Genomic DNA, 15,193 nt, shown 5'->3' on the forward strand with positions numbered 1-15,193 from the left:
GGGACGTCATCCGTCATGCAGATTCACGACCTTCCGTATCCCGACCCGGGTGTGCCGGACGCGCGCTCGGGTCCCCGATTCCTGTGGTGGCTCTTCCGGAATCAGCTGGGCGGACAACTCAGATCCCTGGCCTGGGGACTGGTGCACTTCGTGTCCGTCTCCGCCCTGCCGTTCTGTGTGGGCCTCGCCGTACAGGCCGTCGTCGACCGCTCCGGCAGCCGGCTCGCCCTCGCGGGCGGACTGCTGGCGCTGGCCTGCGCGGGCAACGCGATCGGCGACACCTTCCTGCACCGCACCGCCATCACCAACTGGATCACCGCCGCCGCCCGCGTCCAGCAACTGCTGGCCCGCAAGGCCTCCTCGCTGGGCGCGGGGCTCACCCGACGGGTCTCGGCCGGTGAGGTCGTGGCCGTCTCCACGGGTGACATCGAGAAGATCGGCTGGTTCGTGGAGGCCGTCTCCCGGTTCACCGCCGCCGCGCTCACCATCGTGATCGTCTGCGTGGGCCTGGTGGTCTACCAGCCGGCGCTCGGCGTCGTGGTCGCCGTGGGCCTGCCGGTGCTGGCGGTCGCCGTGCTGCCGCTGCTGCCCCGGGCCACGCGGCGTGCCGACTTCCAGCGGGAGAAGGCGGGCCGTGCCACCGAGCTGGCCTCGGACACGGTCGCCGGACTGCGGGTGCTGCGCGGCATCGGCGGCGAGGAGCTCTTCCTCGACCGCTACCGCAGCGCCTCCCAGGAGGTGCGCCATGCCGCCGTGCGCAGCGCCCGCATGTGGTCCCTGATCTCCGCGATCCAGGTGCTGCTGCCGGGACTGCTGCTGATCGCGGTGGTCTGGCACGGCGTCGGGCTGGCCCGCGAGGGCCGGATCACCATCGGCGAGCTCGTCGCCACCTACAGCTCGGTCATGATCCTCACCTATCCGCTGCGGCACTTCGAGGAGATCGCCATGGCGTACTCCTTCTCGCGTCCGTCGGCCCGCCGGGCCGCGCGGGTGCTGTCGCTGGAGCGCGCCACCTCCGAGGAAGGTTCACTGACCGGCGCCGCGCCGACCGGAGACCTGTACGACCCGGCGACCGGTCTGCTCGCCCCGTCCGGCCGGCTCACCGCCGTGGTGTGCGGCGACCCGGACGCGGCGGGACAGCTGGCGGAACGTCTGGGCGGCCACCCCGCCGAGGAGGCGACGTCCGTGCTGCTGGGCGGGGTGCCGCTCGACGAACTGCCGCTCTCCGTCGCGCGGACCGCCGTGCTCGTCCAGGACAAGGACCCGGTCCTGCTGTCCGGCACGCTGCGCGAACTGCTCGACGTGCCCGCCTCGGGTGACGTCGACCCTCGCGGCGCGCTGGACGCCGCGCAGTGCGGGGACGTCCTGGCCGCCCTGGTCCAGGGCTCGCTCAGCGCCGACGATCCGATGGACGCCCGCATCACCGAACGCGGGCGCTCCCTGTCGGGCGGCCAGCGCCAGCGGCTCGCCCTGGCGCGGTCGTTGATCACGGACCCGGAGGTGCTGGTCCTGGACGAGCCGACCTCGGCCGTCGACTCGCACACCGAGGCCCGGATCGCCGACGGCGTCCGGAACCTGCGGTCCGGCCGCACCACCGTGGTGTTCACCTCGTCGCCGCTGCTCCTGGACCGTGCGGACCGGGTCGTGCTGGTGCACGAGGGCGAGGTCGTGGCCGTGGGCGTGCACCGCGAACTGGTGCACAAGGAACCCCGGTACCGCGCGGTCGTGACCCGCGAGACCGAACCCGGCGAGTCCACCGACGACAACGACGACAACGACGCCCTGTCGGGCGTACTGGAAGAGATCGAGGAGACGGCATGATCGGCGTGGCGCCACCGGCGTACGACCCGGCGGCCCCGACGACGGCGAACACCCTGCCCGTCGGGGGCTCCGCGACCGTACGCGCGTACGTGACCGAGCTGTTCCGCAGACATCGCCGTGCCTTCGTGATCCTGATCGCCGTCAACACGGTGTCCGTGGTGGCGTCGATGGTGGGGCCGTGGCTCCTCGGCGGGCTCGTGGAGCGGGTCTCGGAGGAGGCGCGTGAGCTTCATCTGGAGCTGACCGCCGGGCTGTTCGTGCTCGCGCTCGTCGTCCAGGCCGTGTTCGTACGGCAGGTGCGGCTGCGCGGCGCGATACTCGGCGAGCGGATGCTGGCCGACCTGCGCGAGGACTTCCTGGTGCGGTCGGTCGGGCTGCCGCCGGGTGTCCTGGAGCGGGCCGGCACGGGTGATCTGCTGTCCCGGATCACGACCGACATCGACCGGCTGGCCAACGCGATGCGCGAGGCCGTGCCCCAGCTGTCGATCGGTGTGGTGTGGGTGTTCCTGCTGCTCGGCGGGCTCGTCGTCACCGCGCCGCCGCTGGCCGCCGCCGTGCTGCTCGCCCTGCCGGTGCTGGTGGTCGGGTGCCGCTGGTACTTCAAGCGGGCGCCGTCGGCCTACCGCTCGGAGGCCGCCGGGTACGCGGCCGTCGCCGCCGCGCTCGCCGAGACCGTGGACGCCGGGCACACCGTCGAGGCCCACCGCCTCGGGGCGCGCCGCGTCGAACTGTCGGAGCGGCGGATCAAGGAGTGGACGGCCTGGGAGCGCTACACGCTCTATCTGCGGTCGGTGCTCTTCCCGTTCATCAACGTCACCCACGTCCTGATCCTCTCCTCGGTCCTGATGGTCGGCGGTGTGTTCGTCCTGCGGGGCTGGATCGACGTCGGTCAGCTGACGACCGGTGCGCTGATCGCGCAGATGCTCGTCGACCCGGTCGGGCTGATCCTGCGCTGGTACGACGAGCTCCAGGTGGCCCAGGTGTCGCTGGCCCGGCTGGTCGGCGTGCGGGACGTCGAGCCGGACGCCGGCGACGACTCGGTCAGTCCGGACGGGCGCGAGGTGCACGCGGACCGGGTGCACTTCGGCTACCTCGAGGGCGTGGACGTGCTGCGCAAGGTGTCCCTGGAGGTCGCCCCCGGCACCCGTCTCGCGCTGGTCGGACCGTCCGGAGCGGGCAAGTCCACCCTGGGCAGGCTGCTCGCGGGGATCTACGCGCCCCGGGACGGCCGGATCACCCTGGGCGGTGCGGAACTGTCCCGGATGCCGGCCGAGCGGGTCCGCTCGCACGTGGCCCTGGTGAACCAGGAGCACCACGTCTTCGTGGGCTCGCTCCGCGACAACCTGCTCCTGGCCCGCACCTCGGCCGTCGACGCCGAACTGTGGGCGGCGCTGGGCGCGGTCGACGCGGACGGCTGGGCGCGGGCCCTGGACGAAGGGCTGGACACGGAGGTCGGCTCGGGCGGGCTGGCCCTCACCCCCGCCCAGGCCCAGCAGATCGCGCTGGCCCGTCTGGTGCTGGCCGACCCGCACACGCTGGTCCTCGACGAGGCGACGTCCCTGCTCGACCCGCGCGCGGCCCGGCACCTGGAACGGTCCCTGGCCCGGGTCCTCGACGGCCGCACGGTCGTCGCCATCGCCCACCGTCTGCACACCGCCCACGACGCGGACGTCATCGCGGTCGTGGAGAACGGCCGCATCAGCGAGCTGGGCAGCCACGACGAGCTGGTGGCGGCGGACGGGGCGTATGCGTCGCTGTGGAGGTCGTGGCACGGCTGACGGGGCCGTCCGGCGGGTGGGGGCCGTCGTACTTCGGTGCGGCGGCTTCCGGTCGGTGGGGGCGGGGGGTGCCGCCTTCCGGGCGGTCGGTGTGCGGGGGTGTCACCTCCAGGTCGGTCGGGGCGGGGGGGCCGCCTTCCGGTCGGGCGGGGCGTGCGGATGTCTCGGCTTCCGGTCGGCCGGGGCGGGCGAGTGTCGCGGCACCCGGTTCGCCGGGGCGAGCGAGTGTCGCGGCACCCGGTCGGCCCGGGGATGCCGGTGTCGCGGTCCCGGGCCGGTGGGTGGGTGCGGCGGCACTCGGACAGCCGGGTCCGTACGCTTGTCACTTTTCGGTGCGGTCGTCGGCGGGGTGCGGGGCGGCCCGGCCCTCGGCGCACCGGTTTCAACCGCCGACCGCCTGGTGAGGCGCTGCTCAGGTGTCGGCGGCCCACGCCGTCCGGCCGAGCGCGTCGCGGCTCCGGCCCGCCGCTCGCGGCCCCGTCCACGGTCCGTGCCGTTGCGCGGTGCCGAATGGGGGTGGAAGGCTGGAGAACGGCACCGGTTCGGGGAGCGTCCGGAAACCACGCGTTTCGCGCCGGACGCAGCCTGTGCCCGCACCGCGGACGGCCGCGGTGGCCACGGGCCCGGCCCCACCACCTGGAGGTATCCGTGAACAGCGCCGACGGATGGGGAGACGACGTCTACCAGCCCGACGGGTCCGAGGTACAGGACGACGCCGGCCTGCTGGACGCGGAGGACACCCTCGACGACGACGGTGTCGGCGACCCCCTCGACCGGGGCTGGTCTCCTCCGGAGCGTCCCTGGGCGGTCGAGCACACCGGTGTGACGGCGGCCGAACGCGAGACCTTGGACCAGCGGCTCGCCGAGGAGCTGCCGGACGCCTCCGTCCCCGACGGTGACGGCATCGGCGACTGCGAAGGCGGTGACGGCGAACTCCTGGACAACGAGGTCGGTGCCCGGCGCTCCGGCCGGCTCGTGGCCCCCGACGAGGGCGCCCACGAGGACGACGAGAGTGGGCTGATCGCCACGGATGTGGGCATCGACGGTGCGGCGGCGTCGGCCGAGGAGGCCGCGATGCACATCGTCGACGAGGACGCCCTGTCCGGCTGACCCCGAGGAGCACACATGCAGCAGGACAAGCACCCCGACTACCGCGAGGTCGTCTTCCGCGACCGCGCCGCCGGCTACGCCTTCCTGACCCGGTCCACCGCCACGAGCGACCGGACCATCGAGTGGGACGACGGCGAGACCTACCCCGTCGTGGACGTGGAGATCTCCTCGGAGAGCCACCCCTTCTACACCGGCAAGGCCCGGACGGTGGACTCGGAGGGACGCGTCGCGCAGTTCGAGCGACGGTACGGCGGTGGGACGGGGCCGGGCGCCGAGGGGTGAGCGTCGGTCGAGACGGGCCGGGGCGGCACGGGGCGAGCGGCGTTCGAGGCCGCCCCGACGACCTACTCCCGGCCCCTTCCTCAGATGAAGTTCAGTGCCGCCGCGCAGCCCACCCCGCCGAGCAGCATGAACGCCGGCATCAGCACCTTCAGCTCGACCCAGCTGCCCGCCCGGAACCGCAGGGCCTTGGGCGGCCCGATCGGGTACCAGCGCTTGCGGCCCACCGGGATCGGCCACAGGATCGGGCAGCCGGAGACCGTCAGCGCGTCCCCGATGTCGTGCACCAGCGCGCCCAGCAGAACGGGCAGGCCCAGCCACAGGTACTCCTGGCCCGGCGCCGTGAACAGCCAGTCCGAGCCGTTGCCCGGCTTGTCCAGGACGCCGGCGAGGATCCACGAGCTGGTCGCGGCCAGCAGCCAGACCAGGATGTCGGCGCTGGAGCCGCGGGTCGCCCGCCACAGCAGTCCCTCGATGGCCAGCACCATGTGCACGAAGAGCAGGGCCAGGACCGCCCAGCGGCCGCCCGTGATCGCCGCGACCGAGGCGCCCGCACCGATCAGCACCGCCCACAGCCAGGTGTGGGTGAGCGTGCGGTGGCCGCCGGAGCGACGCGGGTCGCCCTGCTTCTTCGTCGCCTTGTAGACGGCGTACGAGAGCTTGTCGACGATCTCGCACAGACCCCGTGAGATGGGGCCGAAGGCCCGCGAGATGGTGGCCGCCTTGTGATCGAGGTCGGGGGCGAGCGCCGCTCCCGCGCAGATCAGGGCGCCGGCCAGCAGGACCGGCCAGGGCATCGTGTGGCCCGTCGCGGCGGCCGCGGCTCCGACGCCGAGCCAGGCGGCGGCTCCCGACAGTGAGTGTGCTGGTCCCATCATCGCCGTTGCCCGCCCCATTCCTCTTGTGCCGCTGTCCAGTTGACCGGCCGTGCTGACGCTCTGTCGGCGACACAGCGTACTGCTCGTGATCTTCGCTTCCGCATCCGATTCCCCTCTGGGGCAGGAGGGCAGGCAAGATGGGTGGGTGACCCTCATCGATCAGCTGCCGAAGACCGCAGACCCCGACGCCCTCTACGAAGCCTTCGAGTCGTGGGCCGGGGAGCGCGGGCTCACGCTCTACCCCCATCAGGAGGAGGCGCTGATCGAGGTGGTCTCGGGTGCGAACGTGATCGTGTCGACGCCCACCGGCTCGGGCAAGAGCATGATCGCCGCGGCCGCGCACTTCGCCGCGCTGGCCCGGGACGAGGTCACCTTCTACACCGCGCCGATCAAGGCGCTGGTCTCGGAGAAGTTCTTCGAGCTGTGCAAGATCTTCGGCACCGAGAACGTCGGCATGCTGACCGGCGACGCCTCCGTCAACGCCGACGCCCCCGTCATCTGCTGCACCGCCGAGGTGCTCGCCTCGATCGCGCTGCGCGACGGCAAGCAGGCGGACGTCGGCCAGGTCGTCATGGACGAGTTCCACTTCTACGCGGAGGGGGACCGCGGCTGGGCCTGGCAGATCCCCATCCTGGAGCTGCCCCAGGCGCAGTTCATCCTGATGTCGGCCACGCTCGGCGATGTCTCGATGTTCGAGGAGGACCTCACCCGGCGCACCGGCCGCCCCACGGCGGTGGTCCGCTCGGCGGTCCGTCCGGTGCCGCTGTCCTACGAGTACAAGTTCACCCCGCTCACCGAGACCCTGACCGAGCTCCTCCAGACCAGGCAGGCGCCGGTCTACATCGTGCACTTCACCCAGGCGCAGGCCGTGGAGCGGGCGCAGGCGCTGATGAGCATCAACATGTGCTCGAAGGAGGAGAAGGAGCAGATCGCCGACCTGATCGGCAACTTCCGCTTCACCACCAAGTTCGGCCGCAACCTCTCCCGTTACGTACGGCACGGCATCGGCGTCCACCACGCCGGCATGCTGCCCAAGTACCGGCGTCTGGTGGAGAAGCTCGCACAGGCCGGACTGCTGAAGGTCATCTGCGGCACCGACACGCTCGGCGTGGGCGTCAACGTCCCCATCCGCACGGTGCTGTTCACGGCCCTGACCAAGTACGACGGCAACCGTGTCCGCACCCTGCGCAACCGTGAGTTCCACCAGATCGCCGGACGCGCCGGACGGGCCGGCTTCGACACGGCGGGCTTCGTCGTCGCGCAGGCGCCCGAGCATGTGGTCGAAAACGAGAAGGCGCTCGCCAAGGCGGGCGACGACCCGAAGAAGCGCCGCAAGGTGGTCCGCAAGAAGGCACCGGAGGGCTTCGTCGCCTGGACGGAGAACACCTTCGACAAGCTGATCTCCTCCGACCCCGAGCCGCTGACGTCCCGCTTCCGGGTCACGCACACGATGCTGTTGTCGGTGATCGCCCGTCCCGGCAACGCCTTCGACGCGATGCGGCACCTGCTGGAGGACAACCACGAGCCGCGCAAGCAGCAGCTCAAGCACATCCGCCGCGCGATCGCGATCTACCGCTCGCTGCTGGACGGCGGCATCGTCGAGAAGCTCGACGAGCCGGACGCCAGCGGTCGCATCGTCCGCCTCACCGTGGACCTCCAGCAGGACTTCGCGCTCAACCAGCCGCTGTCCACCTTCGCGCTCGCCGCGTTCGAACTCCTCGACCCCGAATCGCCGTCCTACGCCCTGGACATGGTCTCCGTCGTCGAGTCGACGCTGGACGATCCGCGCCAGATCCTCGTCGCCCAGCTGAACAAGGCGAAGGGTGAGGCGGTGGCCGCGATGAAGGCGGACGGCATCGAGTACGAGGAGCGCATGGAGCGGCTCCAGGACATCAGCTACCCGAAGCCTCTGGAGGAGCTGCTCTTCCACGCGTACGACACCTACCGCAAGAGCCACCCGTGGGTCGGCGACCATCCGCTCTCCCCGAAGTCCGTCATCCGCGACATGTACGAACGGGCCATGTCCTTCACGGAGTTGGTGTCCTTCTACGAGCTCGCCCGCACCGAGGGCATTGTCCTGCGATACCTCGCCAGTGCCTACAAGACGCTCGACCACAACATCCCGGACGACCTCAAGTCGGAGGACCTCCAGGACCTCATCGAGTGGCTCGGCGAGATGGTCCGCCAGGTCGACTCCAGCCTGCTGGACGAGTGGGAGCAGCTCGCCAACCCGGAGGTGATGACCGCCGAGGAGGCCCAGGAGAAGGCCGACGAGGTCAAGCCCGTCACCACCAACGCGCGCGCCTTCCGGGTCCTGGTCCGCAACGCCATGTTCCGCCGTGTCGAGCTCGCCGCCCTGGACCAGGTCGAGGAGCTGGGCGAGCTGGACGCCGAGGCCGGCTGGGACGCCGACGCCTGGGGCGAGGCGATGGACAAGTACTGGGACGAGTACGACGACCTCGGCACCGGTCCCGACGCCCGCGGCCCCAAGCTGCTCCTGATCGAGGAGGAGCCGGAGAACCGCCTGTGGCGGGTCCGCCAGATCTTCGACGACCCCAACGACGACCATGACTGGGGTATCAGCGCGGAGGTCGATCTGACGGCCTCCGACGCGGAGGGCCGCGCGGTCGTCCGTGTCACCGACGTCGGCCAGCTGTGAGCACAGGAGAATCGCACCCATGACGAACCCGGCCGAGAGACTGGTCGACCTGCTCGACCTGGAGCAGATCGAGGTCAACATCTTCCGTGGCCTGAGCCCGAACGAGTCCCTGCAACGGGTCTTCGGCGGCCAGGTGGCGGGCCAGGCCCTGGTCGCCGCCAACCGCACCACCGAGGGCGACCGCCCGGTGCACTCGCTGCACGCGTACTTCCTGCGCCCGGGCCGGCCGGGGGTGCCGATCGTGTACCAGGTGGAACGGGTGCGGGACGGCAGGTCGTTCACGACCCGCCGGGTCACCGCCGTGCAGCAGGGCCGCACGATCTTCAATCTCACCGCCTCCTTTCACAAGGCTGAGGAAGGTTCCTTCGAGCACCAGCTGCCGCCGGCCCGCAAGGTCCCGGACCCGGAGTCGCTGCCGTCGGTGACGGACGAGATCCGGGGGCATCTGGGCGCGCTGCCCGAGCAGTTGGAGCGGATGGCGCGCCGCCAGCCCTTCGACATCCGCTATGTCGACCGGCTGCGCTGGACGCCCGAGGAGGTCAAGGACGCCGAGCCGCGCAGCGCGGTGTGGATGCGCGCGGTCGGGCCGCTCGGCGACGATCCGGTCGTGCACACCTGCGCGTTGACCTACGCCAGTGACATGACCCTCCTGGACGCCGTCCGCATCCCGGTCGAACCCCTGTGGGGCCCGCGGAGTTTCGACATCGCGTCGCTGGATCACGCCATGTGGTTCCATCGGCCGTTCCGCGCGGACGAGTGGTTCCTGTACGACCAGGAGTCGCCCATCGCGACGGGCGGCCGGGGGCTGGCCCGCGGGCGGATCTACGACGTGGAGGGACGGCTGTTGGTGTCCGTCGTCCAGGAAGGGCTGTTCCGGGCGCTGTAGGTCACTCGGCCGCTGCCACAGGTCACGCGCTCTTGCGGCGCAGCCAGCCGAGCAGGCCACGGGACGGCGGCACTGACGTGGCGTACGGCGGCTCGGAGGTGGCGGACTGCTCCGGCACGGGAGGCGCCTGCTTCGCGGCGGGTCGTGGCGCGGGTCGGAGCCTGCGGGCGTCCTCCAGGGTCCGGGTCAGATCGGTCCTCAGCCGGCTGATCTCGTCCGGGTCGTCGGCCGTCATGATCCTCTCGGCGAGGTAGGCGGCGGGTGAACCCTGTGCGCCCTGGGCGGGCGGGCCCGGCCGGAAGCGCAGCAGATGCGAGCGTTCATAGGGGTCCGGGACGATCTCCGAGATCTGAACGGGGTCGAGGAAGGCGGCCAGGGCCCCGGCGCTCTCCCAGGGGCCGTCGGCCACGCGCAGCAGGAACTCCCGATGACGTCCTCGCCAGTTGCGGGCCCGCAGGTCCAGCCCCGCGTCCAGCAGATCGCGCATCCCCTCTGGCGTACGACGGGCGTTCAGCAGCGAAGAGTTCTCCTCGTCGGCCGCGAACTGCCTGAGTTCCTCGGCCAGATACAGCCAGACCACCGCCCGGTACCGGTTCAGGTAAAAACGCACCGGCGCCACGACGCCCAGCCGCGCCAGGCGGGTGAACCTGCTGACGGGCACATCCATGACGGCCGCGCCCTCGGTGGTGCCCACGACCCGCACCCGTTCCTGCAACGCTTCGGGAAAGCCGTCCTCGGTGCGCAGCCGGTCGAGCTCGGAGCGGGTGACGCGGCGGCCCCCACCCCCTTCGTCGGGGACGGTCCAGATGTGGCCGAGGTGGACGGCGAGGTCGAACTCGCTGCGCTTGAGGCCCAGTTCCCGTGCCGCGCGGCTGGGCGCGCAGGAGAGCTGGTGGGTTGCGGTGACGGTGCTGCCTGACATGGTCGTACTCCCCCGTGGAGTCGGTCGCTCACGCTGTGTGCGCTCGCCGTGAAAAAACCGTAACCGGTCCGGCGGATCTCCGGGTGAGCCTGTGGATAACTCCACGAGGGAGGAAGAATCAGCAGGTCAGAGGTCGATGGCCGAGTTCTGTTCGGGTCGGCGGACGTCCACGGCGAGGTGCTCGCCCACGCGATTGACGAGCAGGGTCATCTCGTAGGCGATCTGCCCGATGTCGGCCTCCGCGCCGCTGAGCACGCACAGACAGCTGCCGGTTCCCGCCGCGGTGACGAACAGCACCGCGTCGTCGAACTCGACCATCGTCTGCCGCACTCTGCCGGCGCCGAAGTGGCGGCCGGATCCCTTGGCCAGGCTGTGCAGTCCGGACGCGACGGCGGCGAGGTGCTCCGCGTCCTCACGGCGCAGTCCCGTGCTCGCTCCCGCCACCAGCCCGTCGTTGGACAGGACCAGTGCGTGTCGTACATGGTCGACGCGCTCCGTCAGATCGTCCAGCAGCCAGCCGAGTCCCTGGTTCTGCGCCATGTCTCCGTCTCCCCGTGTGACGTCTCCCCCTGGCCGGAGGATCTCCCGGCCACCCTTCCCGACGGCCGGGGCCTGGGCAAGGAGGACGGGCCAAGCCACGGAAGATGGCCGAACCTTTGCACGAGTACCGGGTCAGCCCACCGAGTCGAGCAGCCGGGCGGTGTGCATCCGTCCCGCGTACTCGACGAGCCGGATCAGCACTTCCTTGCCCGAGTCACGGTCCCTGGCGTCGCAGAGCACCACGGGCGTGCCGCGGTCGAGGTCGAGGGCGCGCGAGACCTCACTCGCGCCGTAAGTGCGGGCGCCCGCGAAGCAGTTGACGGCCACGACGAACGGGATGTGCCGGTGCTCGAAGTAGTCGACCGCGGGGAAGCAGTCCTCCAGGCGCCGGGTGTCCGCGAGGACCACGGCTCCAAGGGCGCCTTGCGACAACTCGTCCCACAGGAACCAGAAGCGGTCCTGGCCGGGGGTTCCGAAGAGGTAGAGGGAGAGACCGGACCGGATGGTGATGCGGCCGAAGTCCATGGCGACCGTGGTGGTGACCTTCTGGTCCACGCCGTCGGTGTCGTCCACCAACTGACCGGCCTCGCTGAGGAGTTCCTCGGTGCGCAGTGGCCTGATCTCACTGACGGCGCCCACCAGGGTGGTCTTGCCCACGCCGAATCCGCCGGCGACCAGTATCTTCAACGCCAGCGCGGTCGACTCGCCGCCCTGGGCGTCGGAAGTCTCGGAGACCATTGATCACTTCTCTCGGGAGTACCGGTAACGGCCGACGGTGCAGATGTGCGAAGTCAGCATGATGACAACTGCGGTACCCCTTCGAGGGGTTGGACCGCTATTTGACCGATGTGGCCGGTTCACGCGCGTTCGGTTACGAAGTTTCATCTACAGTGCCCGCAGCCCTTCGATCACCTCGCGCAGAATCCGTTCGTCAGGAAGCTGCGCGGGCGGTACCGGGCGGCTGACGGTGACGCAGCCGAGTTCCAGAAGGTCGCCGAGGAGCACCCTGACCACGCCGACGGGCAGGTCGGCGCCCGCGGCGAGTTCGGCGACCGACTGGGTCTCGACACGGCACAGTTCGATCAGGGCCCGGTGCTCCGGTCCGAGCGCGGTGTCGTCGTCGACGCCGGGCGCGGCCGCGTCCAGCGTGACCAGGGCGATGAGGTCGAAACGCACCCCGGTGGGGCCTGGTTTGGTGCGTCCGCCCGTCATGGCGTACGGGCGCACGAGCGGCCCCGCCTCACCGTCGTACCACTGACTGCCCTGCTCCCGCGGGGCGTCCGTCATGTCCTGCGTCATGAGCGTGGACCGCCCTTCTCGTCTCATCCGGCGGGCGGCCGCGCGGCGACGCGCGGCGCCGTGTACAAGTGCTCGCCGACGCGCTTGACGAGCCGTGCCATCTCGTAGGCCACCAGGCCTATGTCGGCGGTCACGGCGGTGAGCAGGGCGAGGCAGGAGCCGTCGCCCGCGGCGGCCACGAACAGGAAACCGTCGTCCATCTCGACCATGGTCTGGCGCACTCCGCCCGCCCCGAAGTGACGGCCGGCGCCCTTGGCCAGGCTGTGGAAGCCGGAGGCCACCGCGGCCAGGTGCTCCGCGTCCTCGCGGCGCAGATCGGTGGAGGCCCCCACGGCCAGACCGTCGTTGGACAGCACCACGGCGTGTCGTACCTCGCTGACGCGCAGCACCAAGTCGTCCAGCAGCCAGTCGAGTTCGCCGGACCTCTGAGCTGCCCTCATGGCGGGATCCTGGATCATGCGGGGTCTCCTTCGCTGCTGTCGCTGACCGCGGGGGATTCCGGGGTGGCGCCGCGGCCGGGCCGGCGGCCGCCGCCGCGTGCCCAGCCGTCGCGGTAGGCCGCCATCCGGTCCCGTACGAGCTCGGGGGTGCGCCGGTCCTCGCCCCGTGGGTCGGAGTGCGGTTCCGGTTCCTCCGTGCGTGGTTCACGCAGCTGAGGGGCGAGGTTCGCCTGCCGGACGCGGCGCGGGAGATCGTCCGATCCTTCGGAGTCGTCCGGGGGACGGTGCAGTCGCAAGGTGGTGACTCCGGGAGGTGGGGTGTCGGCCCCGGACTCCGCCCTGGCCGGTGCCGCGACCTCGGCCCTGGCCTCCGCGGCGACCGGTGCGGGGGCCACCAGTGCGGGCCGGTCGGCCGAGGCGTGCACGGACTCCTGGGGCCGGGCGGGGCCGGGCACGCGCGCGTACGCGTGGTCCTGGCCTGCGGCCTTGCGAGGGGAACGTTCCTCCGAACCGCTGTGCAGCAGGGCGGTGGGCAGGAGGACGACGGCGGTGGTGCCGCCGTAGGGCGAGGTGCGCAGATGGACCTTGATGCCGTGCCGGGCGGCGAGCCTGCTGACCACGAAGAGTCCGAGCCGGTCGCTGTCGAACAGGTCGAGCGCCTCGGACTGCTCGATGCGGTGGTTGGCCTCGGCGAGGGACTCCTTGCCCATGCCCAGCCCCCGGTCCTCGACCTCGATCGCGTAGCCGTTGCCCACGGGTTCGCCGGTGATGCGCACGCGCGTGTGCGGGGGCGAGAACTGTGCGGCGTTCTCGACGATCTCGGCCAGGAGATGGGTGACGTCGGCGACGGCCCCGCCCACGACGGACGCCTCGGGGAGCTGCCGTACCTCCACGCGCGCGTAGTCCTCCACTTCGGAGACGGCCGCGCGCACCACGTTGGTCAGGGAGACCGGCATCCGCCAGGCCCGGCCGGGTGCCGCTCCGGAGAGGATGATCAGGCTCTCCGCGTGGCGCCGCATGCGGGTGGTGAGGTGGTCGAGCCGGAAGAGGTCGCTGAGCTCGTTGGGGTCCTCGGAGCGGCGTTCCATGCTGTCGAGCAGGCTCAGTTGGCGGTGCACGAGGACCTGGCTGCGGCGGGCGAGGTTGACGAACACCCCGGAGATGCCGCTGGCGAGTTCGGCGCGTTCCACGGCGGCCCGCAGCGCGGCGCGGTGCACGGTCCCCAGTGCCTCGGCGACCTGTCCCGTCTCGTCCTCCGAGGGTGGCCCGGGCGGGGCCTCCGCCTGGACGTCGATCTCCTCGCCGGCCCGCAACTTCCGCATGGCCTCGGGGAGTTTACGGCGGGCGATCTCCAGGGCGCTGTTGCGCAGCCCCTCCAGCTCGATGACCAGGCCGCGTCCGATGCGCACGGAGATGACGAGCGACGCGGCGACGGCGGCGAGGCCGAACAGGACGGCGGCACCGGCCGGGGTGAGCAGACCGCGGGTGAACGGGTCCGCCTGGTCCGCGACCCCGCGTCCGGCGTCCTCCTCGATGGTCCGCATCCCGTCCTGCACGCGCGCGTGTGCCTTGCTCCAGGTGGCCTCGGGGGCCGCGGCGATCGTGCGGCTCGCGAGGACCTCGTCCTCGACGGTGCCCACGGCGGCGTAGTCGCCGCCCTCGGCGAGGTCCTGCCAGGCGGCGCGTTCGGGGCCGCGCAGGTCGGCGACCGCGGATTCGGTGAGCGTGCGACGGATGTCGACGGCTCCGGTGAACAGCCGCAGCCGCTCGCCGTCGATGCGCCCGGCGAGACGGGCACCGGCCAGCAGGACGTCCTCCTGGGCCAACGCCTCTCCCGCGCGGGAGAACTCGAGGAGCACGCGCGCGTCGGAGCCCAGTTCGGCGTCCTGGATGCCGGTGAGGGCGCCGCCCACGCCGAAGGCCGTGGCGATGGTCCGGGTATAGCGCCCGTACGTCTCGTTCCAGCCGGCGCGGCGGTCGAGCACCGCGGTGCGCAGGGAGCGCAGTTGCTCGGCGCCGGTCACGAAGGTCTCCAGGCGCTGGGCCACTCCGGCGGGCAGTTCCTCGCCGTCGGCGACGGTGTTGTCGTCACCGAGCCGGAGCTTCTCCAAGGCTTTGTCCGTGCGTTCCGCAAGGGACTTGAGGTCTCCGCTGCGGCCGCCGGTCGGGTCGGTCGCATAGCGCACCGCGGCCGCGCGTTCCGCCTGGAGGGCCGCGACGGCGGCCGCGACGGGGGTCCGGATCTGGGCGTCCACCCGCTGCAACTGCCGCAGCCGGGAGACGTCCTGGGCGGTGCTGACGGTGGCGTACGCCCACAGGGCCAGCAGCGAGACGACCGGCACCATCAGCAGACAGACGATCTTGGCGCGCACGGTGCGGGGGCGTATCAGCCATCGTCCCGCGCGCGGGGGCGTCTCGTGCGGTGCGGCGCCCACCGGCTCGTCCAGTCGTTCGTCGGCGGGTGGTCCGGCGTGGGCGCGGCGGCCGCGGGCGGGGGGCTGAGCCGACGCCTCGGCGCCGTTCGTGGGGGTCCTACGGGGAGTACGCATGGCCTCCTGCCTCGGAAGTGGTCGGTGGGCGG

The 15,193-nt window shown here is 71.6% G+C and carries 13 protein-coding genes; 6 read left to right on the forward strand and 7 right to left on the reverse strand.

The genetic code is table 11. The annotated features are described in order from the left end of the window. Positions 1-15 precede the first annotated feature (15 nt). The 4 genes from ACFY0U_RS31595 to ACFY0U_RS31610 all read left to right on the forward strand — a co-directional run bounded on the left by ACFY0U_RS31595 (position 16) and on the right by ACFY0U_RS31610 (position 4,991). The gene (locus tag ACFY0U_RS31595; RefSeq protein WP_388641628.1) at positions 16-1,821 is read left to right on the forward strand and encodes an ABC transporter ATP-binding protein; all 1,806 of its coding nucleotides are present in this window, start codon (positions 16-18) and stop codon (positions 1,819-1,821) included. Beyond that, positions 1,818-3,599 carry an ABC transporter ATP-binding protein gene (locus ACFY0U_RS31600; protein WP_388641630.1) on the forward strand — a complete coding sequence of 594 codons (1,782 nt, stop codon included), beginning with the start codon at positions 1,818-1,820 and terminating at the stop codon, positions 3,597-3,599. The genes ACFY0U_RS31595 and ACFY0U_RS31600 overlap by 4 nt, the downstream gene beginning before the upstream one ends. A gap of 648 nt (positions 3,600-4,247) precedes the next feature. Next, positions 4,248-4,709 (forward strand): DUF5709 domain-containing protein, encoded by a 462-nt coding sequence (locus ACFY0U_RS31605; RefSeq protein ID WP_388641632.1) that lies wholly within the window; start codon positions 4,248-4,250, stop codon positions 4,707-4,709. 15 nt (positions 4,710-4,724) lie between these two features. Next, on the forward strand, positions 4,725-4,991 hold the full coding sequence (locus tag ACFY0U_RS31610; RefSeq protein ID WP_388641634.1) for a type B 50S ribosomal protein L31: 267 nt from the start codon (positions 4,725-4,727) through the stop codon (positions 4,989-4,991). Positions 4,992-5,071: 80 nt separating this feature from the next. Here the strand turns inward: ACFY0U_RS31610 and ACFY0U_RS31615 are convergent, their stop codons facing one another. Next, positions 5,072-5,866 (reverse strand): metal-dependent hydrolase, encoded by a 795-nt coding sequence (locus ACFY0U_RS31615; protein ID WP_388641636.1) that lies wholly within the window; start codon positions 5,864-5,866, stop codon positions 5,072-5,074. A gap of 145 nt (positions 5,867-6,011) precedes the next feature. On the opposite strand from ACFY0U_RS31615, the gene ACFY0U_RS31620 reads away from it, so the two are divergent. Further along, positions 6,012-8,525 (forward strand): DEAD/DEAH box helicase, encoded by a 2,514-nt coding sequence (locus ACFY0U_RS31620; RefSeq protein ID WP_388641638.1) that lies wholly within the window; start codon positions 6,012-6,014, stop codon positions 8,523-8,525. 19 nt (positions 8,526-8,544) lie between these two features. After that, positions 8,545-9,411: an acyl-CoA thioesterase gene (locus ACFY0U_RS31625; RefSeq protein ID WP_388641640.1), complete on the forward strand. Its 867-nt coding sequence runs from the start codon at positions 8,545-8,547 to the stop codon at positions 9,409-9,411. A gap of 22 nt (positions 9,412-9,433) precedes the next feature. Here ACFY0U_RS31625 and ACFY0U_RS31630 read toward each other — a convergent pair whose 3' ends face one another. From ACFY0U_RS31630 to ACFY0U_RS31655, 6 genes are all read right to left on the reverse strand, one after another. Next, positions 9,434-10,333, reverse strand: a complete 900-nt coding sequence (locus ACFY0U_RS31630) for a DUF6397 family protein (protein WP_388641641.1) — start codon at positions 10,331-10,333, stop codon at positions 9,434-9,436. Positions 10,334-10,459: 126 nt separating this feature from the next. Next, on the reverse strand, positions 10,460-10,873 hold the full coding sequence (locus ACFY0U_RS31635; protein WP_388641642.1) for a roadblock/LC7 domain-containing protein: 414 nt from the start codon (positions 10,871-10,873) through the stop codon (positions 10,460-10,462). 132 nt (positions 10,874-11,005) lie between these two features. After that, positions 11,006-11,611 carry an ATP/GTP-binding protein gene (locus ACFY0U_RS31640; RefSeq protein ID WP_388641643.1) on the reverse strand — a complete coding sequence of 202 codons (606 nt, stop codon included), beginning with the start codon at positions 11,609-11,611 and terminating at the stop codon, positions 11,006-11,008. A 147-nt stretch (positions 11,612-11,758) separates the two neighbouring features. Continuing rightward, positions 11,759-12,172: a DUF742 domain-containing protein gene (locus ACFY0U_RS31645; RefSeq protein ID WP_388641645.1), complete on the reverse strand. Its 414-nt coding sequence runs from the start codon at positions 12,170-12,172 to the stop codon at positions 11,759-11,761. 23 nt (positions 12,173-12,195) lie between these two features. Further along, positions 12,196-12,630, reverse strand: a complete 435-nt coding sequence (locus tag ACFY0U_RS31650) for a roadblock/LC7 domain-containing protein (RefSeq protein ID WP_194077926.1) — start codon at positions 12,628-12,630, stop codon at positions 12,196-12,198. Next, positions 12,627-15,161 (reverse strand): nitrate- and nitrite sensing domain-containing protein, encoded by a 2,535-nt coding sequence (locus ACFY0U_RS31655; RefSeq protein ID WP_388641646.1) that lies wholly within the window; start codon positions 15,159-15,161, stop codon positions 12,627-12,629. The genes ACFY0U_RS31650 and ACFY0U_RS31655 overlap by 4 nt, the downstream gene beginning before the upstream one ends. Positions 15,162-15,193 lie beyond the last annotated feature (32 nt).

This window comes from Streptomyces sp. NPDC001536 (genome assembly GCF_042894505.1).
Classification (GTDB): domain Bacteria; phylum Actinomycetota; class Actinomycetes; order Streptomycetales; family Streptomycetaceae; genus Streptomyces.

Excerpts from the sequence above, each read along its gene's own strand:
- ACFY0U_RS31595 (WP_388641628.1), top strand. The coding sequence starts at position 16 with ATGCAGATTCACGACCTTCCGTATCCCGACCCGGGTGTGCCGGACGCG.
- ACFY0U_RS31600 (WP_388641630.1), top strand. The coding sequence starts at position 1,818 with ATGATCGGCGTGGCGCCACCGGCGTACGACCCGGCGGCCCCGACGACG.
- ACFY0U_RS31610 (WP_388641634.1), top strand. The coding sequence starts at position 4,725 with ATGCAGCAGGACAAGCACCCCGACTACCGCGAGGTCGTCTTCCGCGAC.
- ACFY0U_RS31615 (WP_388641636.1), bottom strand. The coding sequence starts at position 5,866 with ATGATGGGACCAGCACACTCACTGTCGGGAGCCGCCGCCTGGCTCGGC.
- ACFY0U_RS31625 (WP_388641640.1), top strand. The coding sequence starts at position 8,545 with ATGACGAACCCGGCCGAGAGACTGGTCGACCTGCTCGACCTGGAGCAG.
- ACFY0U_RS31630 (WP_388641641.1), bottom strand. The coding sequence starts at position 10,333 with ATGTCAGGCAGCACCGTCACCGCAACCCACCAGCTCTCCTGCGCGCCC.
- ACFY0U_RS31635 (WP_388641642.1), bottom strand. The coding sequence starts at position 10,873 with ATGGCGCAGAACCAGGGACTCGGCTGGCTGCTGGACGATCTGACGGAG.
- ACFY0U_RS31640 (WP_388641643.1), bottom strand. The coding sequence starts at position 11,611 with ATGGTCTCCGAGACTTCCGACGCCCAGGGCGGCGAGTCGACCGCGCTG.
- ACFY0U_RS31645 (WP_388641645.1), bottom strand. The coding sequence starts at position 12,172 with ATGACGCAGGACATGACGGACGCCCCGCGGGAGCAGGGCAGTCAGTGG.
- ACFY0U_RS31650 (WP_194077926.1), bottom strand. The coding sequence starts at position 12,630 with ATGATCCAGGATCCCGCCATGAGGGCAGCTCAGAGGTCCGGCGAACTC.
- ACFY0U_RS31655 (WP_388641646.1), bottom strand. The coding sequence starts at position 15,161 with ATGCGTACTCCCCGTAGGACCCCCACGAACGGCGCCGAGGCGTCGGCT.